We start from the raw sequence: 18712 nt of genomic DNA, 5'->3' as shown, positions 1-18712 counted from the left end.
CCGATGACCGCCGACCTGCTGATCCGGGACGCCCTCGTGCTGGACGGCACGGGCGCGCCCGGGGTCGTCGCCGACGTCTCCGTCGAGGCGGGGCGCATCACCGCCGTCGACGAGGGCCGTTCCGACGCCCGTGCCGCCGGCGCGCGCCGCACGGTGGACGCGGACGGCCGCGCCCTGACGCCGGGCTTCATCGACATGCACGCGCACTCGGACGTGCAGATCCTGGCCCACCCGGACCACACCGCGAAGGTGAGCCAGGGCGTCACGCTCGAGGTGCTGGGTCAGGACGGCCTGTCGTTCGCCCCGGTGGACGAGCGCACCCGCACGGCGATCCGTGCGCAGATCGCGGGCTGGAACGACGACCCGCCGGACTTCTCCTGGGACTGGGAGTCCGTGGCCGGCTACCTGGACCGGCTGGACCGCGGGATCGCGTGCCACGCCGCCTACCTGGTGCCGCAGGGCACGCTCCGTCACCTCGTCGTCGGGCCGGACGAGCGGCCCGCCACGGACGCCGAGGTGGCGCGGATGGGCGAGCTGCTGGCGCAGGGGCTGCGCGAGGGTGCGCTGGGGATGAGCAGCGGGCTCACCTACACGCCCGGCATGTACGCGGACGACGCCGAGCTCGCCGCGCTGCTGCGCGTCGTCGCCGCGCACGGCGGCTACTACAGCCCGCACACCCGGTCGTACGGCAAGGGCGCGCTCGAGGCGTACGCGGAGATGGTCGACCTCGCGCGGGCCACGGGCTGCGCGCTGCACCTCACGCACGCCACCATGAACTTCGCGCCCAACAAGGGCCGCGCGGGCGACTTCCTCGCCCTCGTCGACCGGGCGCTGGACGACGGCGTGGACGTCACGCTGGACACGTACCCGTACCTGCCGGGCTCCACGACGCTCAGCGCCGTCCTGCCGAGCTGGTCGTTCTCCGGCGGCCCGGACGCGCTGCTGGCGCGGCTCGCCGACCCGGCGGACCGCGCCCGGATCCTGCACGAGGTGGAGCACGTCGGCACCGACGGCTGCCACGGCTGCGTCGCCGAGTGGGACACCATCGAGATCAGCGGGGTGCAGAACCCCGCCCTCGAGGGACGCGTGGGCCGCACGGTCGAGGCGATCGCCCGCGCCGAGGGCCGCGCGCCCGGCGACGTGTTCGTGGAGCAGCTCCTGGCGGACCGGCTGGGCACCACGATCCTGCAGCACGTGGGGCACGAGGAGAACGTGCGCGCGATCATGCGCCACCGCGTGCACTGCGGCGGCTCGGACGCGATCCTCGTCGGCGGCCGCCCGCACCCGCGCGCCTGGGGCACGTTCCCCCGCTACCTCGCGCGGTACGTGCGCGAGCTGGGCGTCCTCACCCTCGAGGACTGCGTGCACCACCTCACGGGCCGCCCCGCGGCCCGGCTGAAGCTGACCGACCGCGGCCTGGTCCGCCCCGGCTACGCCGCGGACCTCGTGCTGCTCGACCCCGACACCGTCCAGGACAACGCGACGTTCGAGGACCCGCGCCGCCAGGCGTCGGGCATCGACCTGGTCCTGGTCGACGGCGCCCCCGTCATCGACGACGGCGCCCGCACCGACGCCCTCCCGGGCCGCGCCCTCCGGCGCACCGGGAACGGCACCCGCTGACGTCCACGCCGACGCGGACACACAGACAGGAGACCCCTCCGATGCGATCACTGCTGCAGGCAGCAGGCGACGACGACACCCTCGAGCTGATCAACCAGCCGTGGACCGGTCACGACACGCAGGTGCTGGTGGTCACGGCCATCGGCATCGCACTGGTCGTGGTGCTCATCGTCGCGTTCAAGATGCACGGCTTCCTCGCCCTGATCCTCGGGTCGGTGTTCGTGGGGGTCGGCTCCGGCATCCCGCTCACCGACGTCGCGAAGACGATCGAGGAAGGCGTGGGCGCCGTGCTCGGGGGGGTCGGCGTCCTCATCGTGCTGGGCGCGATGCTCGGCAAGCTCCTCGCCGACTCCGGGGGAGCCGACGAGATCGTGGCGAAGATCCTGCACGGCGGGAAGGGCAGCCTGCCGTGGCGCATGGCGCTCATCGCGTTCATCATCGGCATCCCGATGTTCTTCGAGGTCGGGCTCGTCCTGCTGATCCCGGTGATCATGCTCGCGGTGCGCCGCTCCGGCCTGCCCGCGATGCTGCTCGCGATGCCCGCCCTCGCCGGCCTGTCCGCGCTGCACGGCTTCATCCCGCCGCACCCCGGCCCGCTCGCCGCCATCGCCAACCTGGGCGCCGACGTCGGCCTCACGATGGCGCTCGGCCTGCTCATCTCGATCCCGGTGGTCGTCCTCGCCGGCCCCGTGTGGGGCCGGTTCGCGGCGCGGCTCGTGCCCATCGGCGCCCAGGGCTCCGGCGGCGGCATCGTCGCCGAGGACGAGGGCTCGGGCGAGCCCGGCACCGTCCGCACCCGGCGCCCCACCTTCGCGCTCACGCTCACCACGATCCTGAGCCCGGTGGTCCTCATGCTGCTGCGCGCCGCCGTCGAGGTGTGGGGCGACCCGTCCGCGGGCTACTACGGCTTCCTCGTGTTCATCGGCGAGCCGATGATCGCGCTGCTCATCGCCGTCCTGCTCGCCATGCTCACCTTCGGCACCAGCGTCGGCTTCTCGCTGTCGGGCATCGCGTCGAAGATGACCGACAGCCTCAAGCCCATCGCGAGCGCCACGATGATCGTCGGTGCCGGCGGCGGGTTCAAGCAGGTCCTGGTCGACGGCGGCACCGGCATCGCGATCGGCAAGGCGGCGGTCGCGCTCAGCCTGTCCGTGCTGCTGCTGGGCTGGATGATCGCCGCCCTGGTGCGCATCGCCACCGGCTCGGCCACGGTCGCGACCATCACCGCGTCCGGCATCGTCGCACCGCTCGCCGCCGGCCTGTCCCCGACGCACCTCGCGCTCGTGGTGCTGGCGGTCGGCGCCGGGTCGCTCATCCTGTCGCACGTCAACGACGCCGGGTTCTGGCTGGTCAAGGAGTACTTCGGCATGACCGTCGGCCAGACGTTGAAGACCTGGACGGTGATGGAGACGCTCATCGCCGTCCTCGGCCTGCTGTTCACCAGCATCCTCTGGGTCGTCGTCTAGCGGTCCGGTCCGGCGCGGTCCGGTCGCGCGCGCGCACGAGGTTCCTTACCTTCGGGGCGTGGAGGACCCCGGCACCGAGAGCACCGCGCAGCCCGACGGGTGGCGGCCCGACGTGCTGCCCGGCTTCGAGCAGCGCACGCTGCCCCTGGCGCCGGACTTCGAGGGCGAGGTCGTCGCCACGCTGGTGCGGCGGGCGCCCGGGGAGGCCGACGGCGCGCCGGACGCCGGGATCGACGTGCTGTACGTGCACGGCTGGACCGACTACTTCTTCCAGACCCACCTCGCCGCGTTCTGGGAGCGTCAGGGCGCCCGGTTCTACGCCCTCGACCTGCGCAAGTACGGCCGCAGCCTGCGCGAGCACCAGACGCCCGGCTTCGTGACGGCGCTGCTGACGTACGACGAGGACGTGGAGGCCGCGCTGGCCGCCATCGGGCACGGGGCGGAGCCGTCGTCGGACCGCCGGCTGGTGCTCATGGGGCACTCCACGGGCGGCCTGGTGCTCAGCCTGTGGGCGGCGTACAAGCCGGGCCGCGCGGTCGCGCTCGTGCTCAACAGCCCGTGGCTCGAGTTCCAGACCCGCAGCGTGGGCCGCTGGATGCTGGAGCCGGGCCTGCGCGCGCAGGCCGCGCTCGCGCCACGCAGCCACCTCGTGAACGTCGACCTCGGGTACTACGTGCGCAGCGTGTCCAACCGGTACGACGGGGCCTGGGAGATCGACCCCGCCTGGCGCCCCGACAACGGCTGGCGCACCACCCCGGCGTGGCTGACGGCGATCTTCCAGGGGCAGGACCGGGTGTCGCGGGGCCTCGGCATCGACGTGCCGGTGCTGGTGCTGCTGTCCGCGCGCTCGACCGCCCCCGTGCGGTGGACCCCCGAGATGATGCGCACCGACTCGGTGCTGGAGGTCGGCGGCGTCGCCCGGCGCGTGCCGGCGCTGGGCAGCCTCGTCACGCTGGTGCGCCTCGACGGCGCCCTGCACGACGTGACCCTCTCGGCCCCCGACGTGCGGGACGTGGTGTGGCGCGAGACCGCCCGCTGGTTCGCCGCCTACGTCCCGCCGCGCCCCGAGCCCGAGCCCGAGGAGCCGTCGCGGGCGGGGTCGTGGTGGCGGCGGGCGTTCCGGCGGCGGGGCCGCGCGGACCGGGCCCGGGCGGGCTCCGCCGACCCCGGCCCGGGCGCGGTCACAGCGCCCGCACCATCTCCAGCTCCTCCCCCTGGTCGAGGGTGAACCGCACGCCCGACGGCGTGAAGCCCAGCTTGCGGTAGGCGGCCTGCGCGCGCGGGTTGTCGACGTGCACGCACAGCCGCGCCCGCTCGACGCCCTGCGCGCGGCCCCACTCCTGCGCACCGTCGAACAGTCGCCCGAGCAGGCCGGCGCCGCGGAACTCCGGCCGCACGAACACACCGACCAGGTGCACCTGCCGCTGCTCGACCGGGCCGCCCAGCACCTCCGTCGCGCCGGGCTCCTCGACCAGCCCGGTGGTCGTGGCCACCCAGCGGCCGGCGTCGTCGACGGCCACGAACGCCGCCACCGCGTCGCTCGTGGCGGCCGTGCGCGCGCGGTGCTCCCAGAACACGTCCGGCTTGGCCTCGGCCACCTCGTGCGTCTCGAGGAACGCGACCGGCGCCGCCGGGTCCAGCAGCGCCGCGAGGCGCAGCGCCCGGGTCTCGCGCCACTCCTCGGCGCGGGCACGGCGGACGGTGAGGGGCGGGGAGGTCGTCATCCGGCGATCCTTCCATCCCGAGGGCGCCGGTCGCCGCGCGGTCTCGACGACGACGCCCCCGGCCGGGGCGTCCCCCGGGTCAGCGCCCGTCCAGCCGGGCGCGCACGTGCGCGACGACGCCGTCGGCGGCGGCCTCGATCTCGGCCAGGCAGTCCTCGAAGCCGGCCTCGTCCCCGTACCAGGGGTCGTCGACGTCGAGCCGCTGCTCGTCACCGCCGGGCTCGACGACGGGCGCGTCGGGGTCGAACGACCGGTACATCCGGATCTCGGCGAGGCCCTCGGCGGGTGCCCCGTCCACCAGCCGCCGCAGGCGCCGCGCGTGCTGGGCGGTCATGGGCAGGAGCAGGTCGAAGGAGGCGAGGTCGTCGCGGGTCACCTGGCGCGCGCGGTGGCCGTCGCCGGCGGGGTAGCCGTGCGCCACCAGGGTGCGGCGGGCGCGCGGGTCCACGGGGTGGCCGTGCTCCTCGTCGCTGACGCCGGACGAGCGGACCTCGACCCGGTCGCCCAGGCCGGCGGCCTCCAGCCGGTCGCGGAGCACGATCTCGGCCATCGGGCTGCGGCAGATGTTGCCGGTGCAGACGGTCATGACGCGGTAGGTGGTGGCAGTCACCGGCCCATTCTCGCCCGGGTCACGACCGGGTCCGCCGCTCGACGGGCCCGGCGGGCGAGGTCGTGCCTACCGTGGGTCATGGCGAGATGGGCGGCGGACGGGCTGATCGCCGTGACCGGGGCGAGCGGTCGCCTGGGGTCGCGGCTGGCGTTCCGGCTGGCGGCGGAGGGCGCGCGGCAGCGCCTGGTCGTGCGTGACCGGGCGCGGGCGCCGCGCCTCGGCGACGGCCGGCCGCTGCCGGTCACGGAGGTCGCGGTCGCGGACGGGTACCAGGACGCCGCCGCGATGCGGGCGGCGTTCGAGGGCGTGCGCACCGTCTTCCTGGTGAGCGCCCGCGAGGCGCCGGACCGGGTCGCGCAGCACACGGCGACGATCGACGCGGCCGCGGCGGCCGGCGTCGAGCGGGTCGTGTACACGTCGTTCGCCGGCGCCGCGCCGGACGCGGTGTTCACGTTCGCCCGCGACCACTGGCACACCGAGCAGCACCTCGCGGAGATCGCGGCACGCACCGGTCTGCGCTGGACCGTGCTGCGCGACAACCTCTATCTGCACGCGCTCAGCACCTTCGTGGGGCGCGACGGCGTGATCCGCGGCCCGGCGGCGGACGGTCGCGTCGCGGCCGTCTCGCACGACGACGTCGCCGACGTCGCGACGGCCGTCATCCTCGACGAGCGGCCCGCGCGGCACGACGGCGCGGTCTACGAGGTCACGGGGCCGGAGGCGCTCACCCTCGACGAGGTCGCGACCGTCCTCGGCCGGGCCGCCGGCCGCGACATCACCTACCACCCGGAGACCGAGGAGGAGGCGTACGCCTCTCGCGCCGGCTACGGCGCCGAGCCGTTCGAGGTGGAGGGGTGGGTGACGTCGTACACGGCGATCGCCGCCGGCGAGCTGGCGCACGTCTCCGGCGACGTCGGCCGCCTCGTGGGCCGGCCCGCCCGCTCCCTCGCGCAGTGGCTCGACGACTACCCCGGCGAGTGGGCGCACCTCCGCCGCGCCTGACGGCCGCACGACGGGCGGCACGGCCCGCGTTCACCCTGGGGAAAACCCTTGGCCTCCCCGCCGGGGCGGGCGTAGCGTCGTCCGCACATGAGAAAGGAGGTGATCGGAGTAGTGAAGACTCTTCGGACCCATGAGGTGGTCGCGCGCTAGTCGCGTGCGCCCTTGAGCGTTTCGCGCTGTCCCCCTGACGACCAGCTCGTCCAGGCCGACGGCGCACGGGACGGGTAGCGAGTTCCTCGCGACCACCGGATCCCGCGGGTGCCGTGCCCTCGTCCAGCACGGCAGGAGGTTCGGCCTCCAGCCCGCGGGCTCTTTGTTGCCCGGAACATTGCCCGGAACATTGCCTGGAACGTTGCCCGGGACCCGGCGGTCCGGACCCTCAGACCAGCACCGCCGCGCGACGCTCGCGCAGCAGGCGCCGCTCCGCCTGGGCGACCAGCTCGTCCGCGTCTGCGGCCCCGGCCACCGACCACGCGGCCGCCGAGTGCAGCGCGGGCCAGGCGACCGGGTCGATGCCGCCCGACGGCTCCGCCAGGTGCGCCAGCAGGTGCTGCCGCAGCGCCTCGGCCGACGCCGCGGCCTGGATGTCGTCCATCGCCGGCAGCGTCGCGAGGACCGCGAACCCGTCGCCGTCCACCCGCCCGGCCTCGCACCCGGCGGGAAGAGCCGCCTCGAGGCGCGCCGCCAGCTCGACGAGCACCGCGTCGCCGGCGTCCTGGCCGCGCTCGGCGTTGAGCGCCGCGAGGGCGCGCACGTCGAGCAGCACCAGCACCACGCGCGTCGCGCCGCCGCGTACCAGCGCGCAGCGGCGGGTCAGCGCGTACCAGGTGGCGGGCCGGCCGGGCAGGCGCGTGAGCGGGTCGTGCGTGGACCGGTCCGCCAGCTCCGCGACGACCGCGCGCATCACGTCGGCCGTGCTCGCGGCACCCCACGACGTCGGGCCCGGGACGAGGACGTCGTCGTAGCGGCGCTCCGCGGTCCGGGACATCGCGAGCCCGGCGACGTCCGCGACCGGCGTCCCGGGCCCGACGACGAGCGGCGACCAGTCGGCCACCGCGCCCGTGGGGCGGCGCTCCAGGACGGCGCGCCCGTACCCGAGCCGGCCGGTGAGCGCCGCGGCCAGGCCGGCGCGCGTGACGATCCCGGTCCGGGACGTGTCGGCGTCGTCCTGCACCGCGACGGAGCCCACCTCGGGCCGCCGGAACATCACCTCGAGCTCACCGACCGGCATGGTGGAGCCCACCACGAGCACGGGCTGCGTCAGCTCCGCGACGGTGCCGGCGCGGGTCGCACCGCGCGGGGCGACGTGGCGGGCCAGTCGGGCGATCTCGTCGTGCACAGCGGAAGTATGGTCGCGCCCCGGTCCGCCGTCAGGGGGTCGGGCGCGATGTTCGCCGAGCGTTCGTCCGCCGTTCAGCACCACCGCCCCGCCCTGGGCGCCCCGACTGGTGGGAGCGCAACCACCCGGCGGTGCCGCCCGACCGTCCCTAGAGTGGCGCGGGACACCACGACGCTGCAGGGGGTAGCGGTAGATGCGCGGGACTGGCTCGACGACCGGACGCAGGACGACGAGCGGGCTGCTCGCGGCAGCCCTCGCGCTGGGCGGGCTGGTGGGTCTGGGGGCGCAGACCGCGACCGCGCCGCGGGCCGCTGCGGCGGCGGAGGGGAACGTCAACCCGTTCACGTCGGCCGGCGGCTTCACCGTGTACGCGCAGCGTGACGCGGTCGTCGCCGACCAGGAGCTGGAGGGATCGCTCGCGGCCGGGCGGAACCTCACGGACACGACCGGGGCGCAGTGGGCGGTCATCCACGTCGCCGCCGGCACGGCCGACTACACGATCCCCACCGTGGACGGCGACCCCACGCGACTGCTCATCGGGCGCTTCGACCCGGACGAGTCCCGGAACGTCGGCCAGGTCAACATCACGAGCCGCGGGGCGACCTCGCCGGAGAACATCGGTGCGCTCAAGACGGTGGACCGCGACCTGGGCCCGTTCGGGACGGCGGCCCGGGGTGAGGGCTGGGTGCGGGAGTCCGCGCAGGGTTCCAGCCCGCCCCTCATCGACGCCACCGCGCAGACGTTCCCGCAGGACGCGCAGCCGCCCACGGGCAGCAACAACTCGATCTTCACCGCGCGGACCGGCGACACCCAGGACGTCGTCGCCGGGTACGTGCAGGCGGCCCAGGACGCGACGATGCAGGACAGCGCCGAGTGCCTCGCGACGATCAGCGACCCGGACGGCCACGACGTGAACCACGTGACGGTCGCCGAGGACGCGGGCAACCGCAAGGTCCTCTCGCCGCTCGCCTCCGACCGGCCCAACGTGGTGCCGTACGAGCTCGTCGCGGGCGCCGACCTGCTGCAGTTCTCGGCGGGGAGCGCGGTGCCCGGCAAGGACAACCCGCTGATCATCCGGGTGCCCGCCGGCACCACCGACGTGCACGGCCTGCGGGTGGACCCGCAGGGCCAGTACTCGCCGTACATCCTGTGGGACCTCTCGGCCGTGACCGGCGCGGTCACCGTCGAGCACACGGGCGAGCGCATCGACGGGTCGATCTACGCGCCGTTCGCCGACGTCACCGTGGACGCGGCGCCCCTCGACGGCCAGGTGATCGGCAGGGACGTCATCCTGCGAGGCGGCGAGGTGCACTCGTTCATGTTCGCCGGGACCGTGCCCTGCGGGTCCCCGCACGGCACGTTCGAGGTCTCCAAGGAGCTCGACGGCGTCAGCGCGGGCGACCTGCCCGACGGCACCACGTTCCCGGTCGACTGGACGGCCACCTCGCCCGACGGCGAGGTGCTCGGCTCCGGCACGCTCGACCTGCCCGCCGACGGCAGCCCGGTGCGCCCCCAGGACGTGGACGGCACGCTCAGCACGTTCCCGGTCGGCACGGTCGTGACGTTCGAGGAGCAGCAGCCCCCGGACGCCCCGGGCTGGGAGTGGACGGGCGCGTCCGTGTCGCCGTCCTCGCTGACCATCACCGACGACGGCGACGCCGTCGCGACCGCGGCGCTGACGAACACGGCGGAGCGCACGCGCGGCACCTTCGAGGTGGTGAAGTCCGTGCACGCCGCCACCGACGAGCCGGTCGCGGTGGACGAGGGCACCACGGTCGTCGTGGAGTGGACCGCCGTGGACCCGGACGGCAACGAGAGCGCCGGCACCATCGATCTGGTCGCGGGCGCCGGCGGCACGTTCGCCCCGCAGGGCCCGGTCGACGACGCGGGGGAGGCGGTGACGTTCCCCGTCGGGACCGAGGTCACCCTGGCCGAGACCGACCCCGGCACCCCGCCCGAGGGCTCCGTCTGGTCCGGCGTGTCGTGGAGCCCGGGCACGACGTTCACGATCGACCGCGAGGGCCAGGTGGTCGAGGACGACGTCACGAACATCCTCGCCGAGGACCAGACGGTGCCCGCCACCGCGCGGTTCAGCGTGGTGAAGGTGCTCGACGTCGACGGCCCGGTGGACCCGGACCTGCAGTTCTCGGTGGACTACACGTTCGACCCGCCGGGCGGTCCGCGCGAGGGCCGCACGCGGGAGATCGCGGTCGGCGACCCGGTGACGGTGCTGTCGCTGCTGGACGGCAGCGACATCCCGGCGGGGACCACCGTGTGGGTGCGCGAGCACGACCCGATCTTCGACGACGGCATCACCTGGGAGGACCCGGTGCTGTCGGTGGGCGGCGTGCCGCTCACCGACCCGGACGAGGACGGGTACTACCCCCTGGAGCTCGACGGCGGGCCGCAGGTCACGCTCGAGGTGTCGAACGTCGGGCACGTCGCCACCGGCGGCTTCACGCTGGCCAAGGCCCTCGACGGGCCTGACGCCGAGGACGTCCCGGACGGCCTCGAGTTTACGGTGGGCTGGACCGCGACGTACGTGGACGGCACCACCGCGTCCGGCTCCACGACGCTGGCGCCGGACGGCGAGCCCGTCGCCCCGACCGACGCGGCCGGCGACCCGCTCGACTTCCCGGCGGGCACCACCGTGACGTTCGACGAGGCCGACCTGCCCGACCTGCCCGGCTGGGACTGGGGCACCCCGACGATCACGCCGTCGGAGATCACCGTGGGCGACGGGGAGACGGCGGCCGTCGAGGTCACCAACACCGCGACCGTGGAGCACGGCACCTTCGAGGTGAGCAAGGACCTCCTCGGCGCGGACGTGAGCGACCTCGGCACCGACACGTTCGCCGTCCCGTGGACGGCGACGCTGCCCGACGGCAGCACCGACGACGGCGTGCTCCGCGTGCCGGCGGACGGCTCCGCCGCCGCCCCCGACCGCGACTTCCCGGTCGGCACCACCGTGCACGTCACCGAGGACCCGCCGTCCGACGGGGTCCTGCCCGACGGCTGGACGTGGGGCGTGCCGACCTGGTCGCCCGGCAGCAGCGTCACGATCGACGAGGGCACGGGGACCACGGCGCTCACGGTGACCAACTCCGCCGTCCCGGTCACCACCGTGCGGGTGGAGAAGGTCGTCACCGGAGCCGACGTGCCGGACGGCACGCGGTTCCCGGTCGAGTACCGCGTGGACGACGGTCCGGTGCAGCAGGGCGACCTGGTGCTCGGCGACCCGTTCGTGGCCGACGACGTCCCGCTGGGGACCACGGTGACGCTCCGCGAGGCCGACCCGCCCGGCGTCGACGGCGTCACGTGGCGCGCCGAACGGTGGGAGATCGGCGGCCAGGCCCTGGAGCCCGACGACGACGGCTGGGTCGTGATCCACGCCGAGGACGAGCGGCTCAACGCGGTCACGCTCACCAACACGGCCGCACCGGTGACGCCGACGCCCGAGCGGCCCGTCTCGCCGGAGCTGCCGCAGACGGGCTTCGCCGGCGGCCCGCTGACCCTGCTGGCCGCGGGCCTCGTGCTCCTCGGGCTCGTCGTGCGCCGGCTGGCCCGCGTGGTCCGCGGCTGAGGGCCCCGCGCGCCGGGGCGACGATTCCCGGTGCGTGGGGCACCGGCGCCCCGCTAGCGTGCGCGCATGGACCACCCGACCGCCGCGTGGCAGCTCACCGAGGACCCGCAGGCCTTCCTCGACGTCGTGGCGGGCGTGCTCGCCACCGACCCGGTGCGGGCGACGATCGTCGCGACGACGGCGCAGCGGCTGGCTGCCCGGGCCGCCCGTGGGGAGCCGGCACCCGACCACCCGCACTGGTTCGCCGTCGCCCGGACTGCGGACGGCGAGGTCGCCGGCGCGGCGATGCGGACGGCGACCATGCCGCCCCACCAGGCCCACCTCATGCCGATGGACCCGCGGCTCGCGGCGGCGCTGGCGGACCTGCTCCTGGCCCGGGGGGAGGAGGTGCACGCCGCGAACGGCGCCCAGGCGCCGGCCCGCGCGTTCCTCGAGCGCGTCCGCGAGCAGGTGGGCGGCGAGGTGGGGCTCGCGCGCCCCACCCGCCTGTTCGAGCTGGGCACGCTGGTCCCGCCGTCGCGCACGCCCGCGGGCGGACCGCGCCCCGTCACGGCGGACGAGGTGGACGCCGCCCACGGCTGGTTCGGGGGCTTCGTCGCCGCCGCGGACGCGCAGGCCGGGCGCGAGCCGGGCACGACGGTCGCCCTGCCACCGCGCGACACGGTGGAGCGGCGCGTGGCGGACGAGAAGCTCTGGTGGTGGGAGGTCGACGGCGAGCCCGTGTCGCTCGTCGGCTTCATGGGCCCCGCGCTCGGCGTGGCCCGCATCGGCCCGGTGTTCACCCCCGCCCCGCACCGCGGCCGCGGGTACGCGGGCGCCCTGGTCGCGCACGTGTCGGCGCTGCTGCGGGACGGCGGGCACCGCGTCTGCCTGTTCACCGACCTGGAGAACCCCGTGTCGAACGCCCTCTACCAGCGGCTCGGGTTCGAGCCGGTGGTCGACATGGGCGAGCTGCGGATCGCGTCGTGACCTCGGGCGGCGTCCCCGGCGCCCCTGACGTGGCCGGGCTGCGGCGCGCCGCTCGCGAGCGCGCCCTGGCCCGGCCACGGCTCCCGTTCGCGGGCGTCGTGGAGGACGTGGTGCACGACGGCGTCGCGCTGCGCCGCTACACGCCGGAGGTCCGGGGTACCGGGGCGGCCGTCGTCTTCCTGCACGGCGGGTACGGCCTGTTCGGCGACCTCGAGCTGCAGGACGGCTGGTGCCGCCGCGCGGCGGAGGCCCTGGGCGTCGTCGTGCTGTCGGTGGACTACCGGCTCGCGCCGGGGTGGACGCTGGACGACGCGGTCGCCGACGCGCTCGCCGCGGTCGAGCTCCTCGCCCGCGACGGCTTCGACCGGCTGTACCTGGACGGCGACTCCGCCGGCGGCGCCGTCGCGACCCTCGCCGCGGCGCGCAGCCCGCACCCGCTCGCCGGGCTGCTGCTCACGAACCCCAACCTCGACCTGTCGCTGGAGACCTACGACGACACCCTGCCCGGCGGCCCGGGCCGCGAGCTCTCGGAGTACGCGATGCGCGCGTGGACGGGCGTCGCCCCGGGGTCCGCGCCGCGCCTGCACCGGTCGGCGCGCGGGCTGCCGGCGACGTTCCTCGCCGTCGGCGAGCTGGACTCGCTGCTGCCCGAGGCGCGGCAGCTGGCCGCGGCGTGCCGCCGCGACGGCGTGCCGTGCCGCCTGCTGGAGCTGCCCGGCGCGGAGCACGGTTTCGTCGGCACCGCCGTCGCGGGCGACGTGCTCGCCGCGGCGGGCGCCTTCCTCGGCCTGGGCTGACCGCGACCGTCCGCGCACGGGCCGGCCGGCCCGTCGCAGGGGGACGGCGGGCCGGCCGGGTCCGGGGGACGCCGTGCAAGCGACGTCGTGGGGCGGGTCAGCTCACCCGAACGTCACCTCCAGGGTCCCGTCGGACGCGAACGTCCAGTCCAGGTCGCTGGCGTAGGCGCCGCAGTCGCCGGTGCCGTTCCAGGCGTTGGAGCCGTCGTCCGAGCCGGACAGCTTGTCGTTCGAGCCGCCGCCGCAGGACACGTTGCCGCGGAACACGTGGGATCCCTCGTCGAACGCGAAGTTCCGCTCCTCGTTGCCGATGCCCACGTTGTCGGTGACCGTGATCGAGCCGGGGTTGCTGTTGTACGTGAACCCGTGGTGCCCGTTGCGGTACGCGATCGAGTCCCTGATCACGTGGTCGACCGCGATGCCGGAGCCGCCCAGCTTGAAGCCGTTCCGGTCGCCGCTGCCGGCCTGGGAGCCGTCGGAGAGCGTCCCGTTCTCGTACGCCAGGGAGTGCTCGATCGTCACGACGCCGATCGCGCCGGTGTCGGTCTTGGCGTACAGGTCCCAGCCGTCGTCGATGTTGTTGTGGGAGACGCAGTCGCGGAACACGTTGCCCTCCCCGACGGTCAGCTTGGCCGCGAACCCGTCCGCGTCCTCGCCGTCGGAGTCGGCGTTGTCGTACGACTCCGAGGTCAGCACCAGGTTGTCCGCGGGCCACTCCGCCTTCGGTGCCCCCGCGACCAGGCGGGCGATCTGCAGGCCCGTGTCCGCGTTGCCGCGCGTGACGACCCGCTCGACCACGTTGTCGTCACCGCCGAGCAGGATGCCGTTGTCCCCGGCGTTCTGCACGACGATGCCGTAGACGTGCCAGTAGTCGCCGCCCATGGCGAGGCCGCGGTTCGAGGGGTCCTCCGCCTGCGCCGAGAAGTCGAGCACCGGCGTCTCGCCCGGGTACGCGGCCAGCACGGTGCGCGCCGACGACGTGCCGTCGTCGCCCGGCTCGATCGTCAGCGTCTGGGAGAGGTCGTAGCGACCGCCGCGCAGGAAGATCTGCCCGCCCGGCTCGACGGCGGCGACGGCCGCCGCGACGGTGGTCGGGTCGGCCTGGGTGCCCGCCGCGCCGGCGGAACCGTCCGGGGCGGCGAAGATCGCGCCCGCCCCAGGGGTCGGCGCGCCCGTCGGCGGGTCGGTCGGATCCGTCGGGTCCGTGGGATCCGTCGGGTCGGTCGGATCGGTCGGATCCGTCGAGCCCTGGCCGGCGTAGGTCTCGAGCTCCGCCACCTTCGGCGTGCCGGAGGCTCCCGTGATCTCGAGGTCGAGCTTGCTCAGGGTGGTCGTCGGCAGGGCGACGACGCCCGCGCGGCCGCCCGTGGCGAGCGCGGCCCCGGTGTCGTGGTTCACGATCCGGAACCCGGTGATCGTGCCCTCGGAGCCCGCCGCCTCGACCACGTTCACCTGCGACACCGTCTGCGGGGAGGCCCACTTGACCGACACGCGGCCCGTGGTGCCCGACGGCGACCAGAACGTGCTCCGGTCGCCGTCGACGACGCTGCCGTAGCTGGTGCCGGAGCCCTTGCTCGACCCGTCCGCGCCCGCGCCGAGGCTGAGGTTGGTGCCGGTGGGCGGGTCGGTCGGCGGGTCGGTCGGGTCCGGCGTCGGCTCGTCCGTCGGGTCCGGCGTCGGCTCGGGCGACTGGGGCCGGCACGAGCCGTCCGAGACCTGGAGCCCCGTGTTCGCGCCGGCGGTGGCCGCGACGACGTCGGGCACGCAGCTCGCGTCGTCGAGCGCGTACGCGTAGGGGATCGAGACCGTCGTCGTCGACGTCGGGTTCGGGCCGGCCGGGTTGGTGTCGGTGCCCGGCGCGGACCAGGTCACGTTGTCGAACGTGTTCCCGGAGACCTGCCAGTAGCCGGGCAGGTCGGTGTAGAACGTGCCGAGCACGTCCTTCGAGTCCTCGAAGTAGTTGTTGTCGACCTTGGCCTTGCCCCCGGCGCGCGCGTTGATGCCGGACTCGTGGATGTCCACGTAGTGGTTGTTGTAGATGTGGGCCGTCGCCCCGCGCAGCAGGGGGAGGCGCGAGTCGATGTTCTCGTAGAGGTTGTGGTGGTAGGTGACCGGCCCGTTCTCCAGGTCGCCGTCGCCCGACCCGACGAGCCCGCCGCGGCCGGAGCCGCGCAGGACGCTGTAGGAGAGGGTCACGTACCGCGTGTCGGCCTTCATGTCGAAGAGCCCGTCGTAGCCCTCGGACTCGCCGCCGGACGCCTCGAGCGTCACGTGGTCCACCCACACGTTCGACACCCCGGACTCCATGCCGATCGCGTCGCCGCCGTTGGAGGTGGGGGAGCCGGACTTCTTGACGTTCTTCACCGTGACGTTCTGGATGACGATGTTGCTCGACTCGCGGATGTGGATGCCGAGCTGGTCGAACGTGGCCCCGGCTCCCACCCCCACGAGCGTGACGTTGCTGATCTGCTTCAGCTCGATGACGCCGTCCGCGGTGTTGCAGCTGCCCCCGGAGACCTTGCTGGTGTTGCCATGGTTGATCGTGCCCTCGACCTGGATCGTGATCGGCGTGTCGTCGGCGGCGCGGCTGCAGAGCGCCTGGTGGATCTGGGTGCCGGTGGTGGCCTTGACGACGGCGCCTCCCGCGCCGCCCGTCGTGCCGCCGTTCTGGGTGGCGAACCCGGTCACGCCGCCTGTCGCGGCCTGGGCGCCGGGGAGCGTCAGGGCGGTCACTCCGATCGCGGCGGCCAGGGATGTCGTCACCCCCGCCGCGAGGAGTCGTCGCGCAGCTTGTCGGTTCATCTCGTTGCCTCACCTTCGTCGTCGAACGCGGGACTTTCACCGGTGCCGCGGGACGCCCTCGCGGGGGCGATCCCGTCGTCCACGACCCTCATTGGTCACGAAGAGATCACAGCAACCGGTTTCCTGACCGTAGAGACCGGTTTCCCGCTACGCAACCCCTGGTCCACGATCTGGCGCGGGCGCACGCCCGGCGGAGCGTCAGCGCTCGAGGTCGACGGCCGCGCGCAGGGCGTCGCGGCGCGCGAGCCCGGCCAGGAGGTCCGCGACCTGCACGCGCGGGTCGCGCCGCGAGTCCACCTGCCGCACGCCCAGCAGCGGCGGCGGGGCGGGGGACACGGCGGCGGCGAGGCTCGCCGCCAGGAGGGCGGTGCGCTGCGGGGTGAGGGCGCTCTGCTCGTCGTGCACCACGGCGACCGACCGGCGGCCGTCGCTCCACCGCAGCGCCGTCCCCGCGAGCGCCGGGACCAGCGGCTCGAGCGGCGGCGGGACGGCGGGGTCGCCGTCGAGCAGGCGCTCGAGCACACCGACGACGCCGTCCCGGGTGAGCGCGGCCAGCTCGGGCAGGTCGCGCGGGACCAGCGCGAGGAAGCGGTCGACGGCGGCGCGGTCCACCCGGCGCCGGTGCTTGAGCCGCGTCATCGCGACGAACGCCGCGAGCAGGTCGGTGCGCTCCCGCAGGGTCGCGGCCACGGCGCCGTGGTCGCGGCCGAGGGGCGTGCCGTCGAGGTACGACGGCGTGCCCGCCAGCAGGTCCAGCACCCGGCCGGCGAGGTGGTCGCGCTTGTCCACGACGTGCACCGTCGACCGCCCGTCGAGCGCGGCACGGAACCACGCCACCGCCTCCGGCTGCCCGGGCCGCAGCAGCAGGTGGGCCTTGTGCTCCTCGGCCCGCCGGTGGTTGAACCGGGACCGCAGCGTGTCGAGCAACGCCGACGCCTCCGCCTCCGTGACGTCGACGCCCGCGTGCACGATCACCGGCGACCCCGGGTCCAGCAGGTTCGTGCCGGAGAACCCCGACTCGTCGCAGGCGATCTCCACGACGGCAGGCTCTCCGGCGGGCGCGGTCATGAGGTCATCCTGGGCTGGCCTGTGGGCGCGGCACCACCACATTGCCGCTCTGAGCCCGTCGGGAGTGGATGCTGTCGAGCTCCGCGATGTCCTGGTCGGTCAGGGTGAGCGCCGTGCCGGCGATGTTCTCGCGCAGGTGCGCGAGCTTCGAGGTGCCGGGGATCAGAAGGATGTTCTCGGAGCGCTGGAGAAGCCAGGCCAGGGCTACCGCCATCGGGGTCGCCTCCCGTCGGGTCGCCACGCTGGTGAGCGCCTCGGCCTGAAGGGGTGCGAACCCGCCGAGGGGGAAGAAGGGGACGTAGGCGATGCCGTCGGCTGACAGGTCGTCGATCAGTCGGTCGTCCCATCGGTTGGCGAGGTTGTACATGTTCTGTACGCACACGATCGGTGCCACTGCGCGTGCCTCGGCGACCTGCTCGGCGGTGACGTTGCTGAGCCCGAGCTGGGCGATCAAACCCTCCTGCTTGAGGTCGGCGAGGGTCTCCATGGCCTCGGTGATGGAACCCGGCCGGCCCGGTGGCGTCTCCCATCCGCATGGTGACCAGGTCGAGGCGCTCGACGCCCAGGGAGTCGAGGTTGTCGTGGACCTGCTGGCGCAGGTCGCCAGGGGTTCGTGCGGTGGGCCACCCGCCTTCGGCGTCGCGGTTCGCGCCGACCTTGGTCGCGATCACCGCCGACCCTGGATACGGACGCAGTGCCTCGCGGATCAGCTCGTTGGTGACGCGCGGACCGTAGGCGTCGCTGGTGTCGATGTGCGTGATGCCCTGAGCGAGGGCGACACGCAGCACGGCGATCGCACCGTCACGGTCGGCCGGGGGCCCCATGGCCCCGGGTCCGGCGAGCTGCATGGCCCCGTAGCCGAAGCGGGTGACGGTCCGGTCGCCGAGGTTCCAGGTACCGCCAGGGAGGGTCGTCCGAACTGTGGTCATGGTGCCGTACCTTCCTTCGTTCGGATCAGAGCTGGCGTCGCGCGGCGTCCCGCACCACTATTGGGGAGCAACTCTCTCGGAGGAAGAACGCACTTCAGAGTGCGTTACGCCCTGGACGGAAGGTCGGGTGTGATGGCGACGACAACCGCAGCCGAGGAACGAGACGCAGCCCGGGATGCCTATAACGCGTTCCTTGCGACGTGCCCGAGTCGCCAGCTCTTGGACCGGCTCGCCGACAAGTGGGCCGTGCTCATCCTGTGCGCGCTCGGAGGTGACGGCACCGGTGGCACGGGCGCGCCGGCATCGATGCGGTATTCCGAGCTCTCCCGCCTCGTTGCCGGCGTCAGCCAGAAGATGCTCACCCAGACTCTGCGCTCTCTGGAACGCGACGGACTGCTCACTCGTACCGTCACCCCGACCGTCCCGGTCACCGTCGAATACGCGCTGACTGACCTGGGGCTCTCGCTCTATCGGACCACCCGTCAGCTCCGGGCATGGGCGGAGGGCCACATGGACAGCGTCCAAGCCAGCCGCGACCTCTACGACACCCGGCGCTGACCGTGAGCTCGACGACCCGGTGCTGCATCGCTCATGGGGCGGCATGGACCTCAGCGCCCACGAGCGGCCCGGTCCTGAACGACGAAAGTCCCGGCCAGGAGAACCTGACCGGGACTTTCCGAAGGTGTTCCGGCCCTGAAGCCGAAACCCTCCTCACGTGCGCGAGGGGGGAGTTGAACCCCCACGCCCTTTCGGGCACACGGACCTGAACCGTGCGCGTCTGCCTATTCCGCCACTCGCGCGTG

The 18712-nt window shown here is 74.3% G+C and carries 13 protein-coding genes, 1 tRNA gene and 1 pseudogene; 8 read left to right on the top strand and 7 right to left on the bottom strand.

The genetic code is table 11. The annotated features are described in order from the left end of the window. Positions 1 to 3 precede the first annotated feature (3 nt). From ACFU9A_RS02345 to ACFU9A_RS02335, 3 genes are read left to right on the top strand one after another with little or no spacing between them, the layout of a single operon-like run. Positions 4 to 1620, top strand: coding sequence for an amidohydrolase family protein (locus ACFU9A_RS02345; RefSeq protein WP_430573648.1), 1617 nt, complete (start codon positions 4 to 6; stop codon positions 1618 to 1620). 41 nt (positions 1621 to 1661) lie between these two features. After that, on the top strand, positions 1662 to 3086 hold the full coding sequence (locus ACFU9A_RS02340; protein WP_430573647.1) for a gluconate:H+ symporter: 1425 nt from the start codon (positions 1662 to 1664) through the stop codon (positions 3084 to 3086). A 58-nt stretch (positions 3087 to 3144) separates the two neighbouring features. Continuing rightward, entirely contained in the window at positions 3145 to 4314 is a 1170-nt protein-coding gene (locus ACFU9A_RS02335; protein WP_430573646.1) for an alpha/beta hydrolase, read from the top strand. Here the strand turns inward: ACFU9A_RS02335 and ACFU9A_RS02330 are convergent. Continuing rightward, positions 4268 to 4810: a GNAT family N-acetyltransferase gene (locus ACFU9A_RS02330; protein WP_430573645.1), complete on the bottom strand. Its 543-nt coding sequence runs from the start codon at positions 4808 to 4810 to the stop codon at positions 4268 to 4270. The genes ACFU9A_RS02335 and ACFU9A_RS02330 overlap by 47 nt on opposite strands. A 79-nt stretch (positions 4811 to 4889) precedes the next feature. Continuing rightward, positions 4890 to 5396: a low molecular weight protein-tyrosine-phosphatase gene (locus ACFU9A_RS02325; protein ID WP_430575326.1), complete on the bottom strand. Its 507-nt coding sequence runs from the start codon at positions 5394 to 5396 to the stop codon at positions 4890 to 4892. 102 nt (positions 5397 to 5498) lie between these two features. On the opposite strand from ACFU9A_RS02325, the gene ACFU9A_RS02320 reads away from it, so the two are divergent. Continuing rightward, complete coding sequence (locus tag ACFU9A_RS02320) at positions 5499 to 6422, top strand: SDR family oxidoreductase (protein ID WP_430573644.1); 924 nt, start codon at positions 5499 to 5501, stop codon at positions 6420 to 6422. Between the two features lie 379 nt (positions 6423 to 6801). On the opposite strand, the gene ACFU9A_RS02315 is transcribed toward ACFU9A_RS02320, so the two are convergent. Beyond that, positions 6802 to 7761 carry a diguanylate cyclase domain-containing protein gene (locus ACFU9A_RS02315; RefSeq protein WP_430573643.1) on the bottom strand — a complete coding sequence of 320 codons (960 nt, stop codon included), beginning with the start codon at positions 7759 to 7761 and terminating at the stop codon, positions 6802 to 6804. Positions 7762 to 7954: 193 nt separating this feature from the next. Here ACFU9A_RS02315 and ACFU9A_RS02310 point away from each other — a divergent pair, with 193 nt between their 5' ends. The 3 genes from ACFU9A_RS02310 to ACFU9A_RS02300 all read left to right on the top strand — a co-directional run bounded on the left by ACFU9A_RS02310 (position 7955) and on the right by ACFU9A_RS02300 (position 13110). After that, a complete protein-coding gene (locus ACFU9A_RS02310; RefSeq protein ID WP_430573642.1) occupies positions 7955 to 11344 on the top strand; it encodes a DUF5979 domain-containing protein in 3390 nt (1129 codons plus the stop codon). A gap of 66 nt (positions 11345 to 11410) precedes the next feature. Beyond that, the gene (locus ACFU9A_RS02305; RefSeq protein WP_430573641.1) at positions 11411 to 12313 is read left to right on the top strand and encodes a GNAT family N-acetyltransferase; all 903 of its coding nucleotides are present in this window, start codon (positions 11411 to 11413) and stop codon (positions 12311 to 12313) included. Next, complete coding sequence (locus ACFU9A_RS02300; protein WP_430573640.1) at positions 12310 to 13110, top strand: alpha/beta hydrolase; 801 nt, start codon at positions 12310 to 12312, stop codon at positions 13108 to 13110. The genes ACFU9A_RS02305 and ACFU9A_RS02300 overlap by 4 nt, the downstream gene beginning before the upstream one ends. Positions 13111 to 13212: 102 nt before the next feature. Here ACFU9A_RS02300 and ACFU9A_RS02295 read toward each other — a convergent pair whose 3' ends face one another. The 3 genes and pseudogenes from ACFU9A_RS02295 to ACFU9A_RS02285 all read right to left on the bottom strand — a co-directional run bounded on the left by ACFU9A_RS02295 (position 13213) and on the right by ACFU9A_RS02285 (position 17909). Beyond that, positions 13213 to 15912, bottom strand: coding sequence for a polysaccharide lyase family 1 protein (locus ACFU9A_RS02295; RefSeq protein ID WP_430573639.1), 2700 nt, complete (start codon positions 15910 to 15912; stop codon positions 13213 to 13215). 198 nt (positions 15913 to 16110) lie between these two features. After that, entirely contained in the window at positions 16111 to 16980 is an 870-nt protein-coding gene (locus ACFU9A_RS02290; protein WP_430573638.1) for a DUF3800 domain-containing protein, read from the bottom strand. Positions 16981 to 16984: 4 nt separating this feature from the next. Continuing rightward, positions 16985 to 17909, bottom strand: a pseudogene (locus ACFU9A_RS02285) (oxidoreductase). A 132-nt stretch (positions 17910 to 18041) separates the two neighbouring features. On the opposite strand from ACFU9A_RS02285, the gene ACFU9A_RS02280 reads away from it, so the two are divergent. Next, positions 18042 to 18467 (top strand): winged helix-turn-helix transcriptional regulator, encoded by a 426-nt coding sequence (locus tag ACFU9A_RS02280; protein WP_430573637.1) that lies wholly within the window; start codon positions 18042 to 18044, stop codon positions 18465 to 18467. 158 nt (positions 18468 to 18625) lie between these two features. Here ACFU9A_RS02280 and ACFU9A_RS02275 read toward each other — a convergent pair. Continuing rightward, positions 18626 to 18709: transfer RNA gene (locus ACFU9A_RS02275), tRNA-Leu, on the bottom strand. Positions 18710 to 18712 lie beyond the last annotated feature (3 nt).

It is taken from the genome of Isoptericola sp. NPDC057653 (assembly GCF_042799955.1).
In the GTDB taxonomy this organism is placed as follows: domain Bacteria; phylum Actinomycetota; class Actinomycetes; order Actinomycetales; family Cellulomonadaceae; genus Isoptericola.
The sequence above is the reverse complement of the archived record's forward strand: the minus strand, read 5'-3'. Positions and strand labels throughout refer to the sequence as shown.

Coding starts and splice junctions, on each gene's coding strand:
- ACFU9A_RS02345 (WP_430573648.1), top strand. CDS start 4: ATGACCGCCGACCTGCTGATCCGGGACGCCCTCGTGCTGGACGGCACG.
- ACFU9A_RS02290 (WP_430573638.1), bottom strand. CDS start 16,980: ATGACCGCGCCCGCCGGAGAGCCTGCCGTCGTGGAGATCGCCTGCGAC.
- ACFU9A_RS02310 (WP_430573642.1), top strand. CDS start 7,955: ATGCGCGGGACTGGCTCGACGACCGGACGCAGGACGACGAGCGGGCTG.
- ACFU9A_RS02280 (WP_430573637.1), top strand. CDS start 18,042: ATGGCGACGACAACCGCAGCCGAGGAACGAGACGCAGCCCGGGATGCC.
- ACFU9A_RS02295 (WP_430573639.1), bottom strand. CDS start 15,912: ATGAACCGACAAGCTGCGCGACGACTCCTCGCGGCGGGGGTGACGACA.
- ACFU9A_RS02320 (WP_430573644.1), top strand. CDS start 5,499: ATGGCGAGATGGGCGGCGGACGGGCTGATCGCCGTGACCGGGGCGAGC.
- ACFU9A_RS02325 (WP_430575326.1), bottom strand. CDS start 5,396: ATGACCGTCTGCACCGGCAACATCTGCCGCAGCCCGATGGCCGAGATC.
- ACFU9A_RS02305 (WP_430573641.1), top strand. CDS start 11,411: ATGGACCACCCGACCGCCGCGTGGCAGCTCACCGAGGACCCGCAGGCC.
- ACFU9A_RS02340 (WP_430573647.1), top strand. CDS start 1,662: ATGCGATCACTGCTGCAGGCAGCAGGCGACGACGACACCCTCGAGCTG.
- ACFU9A_RS02330 (WP_430573645.1), bottom strand. CDS start 4,810: ATGACGACCTCCCCGCCCCTCACCGTCCGCCGTGCCCGCGCCGAGGAG.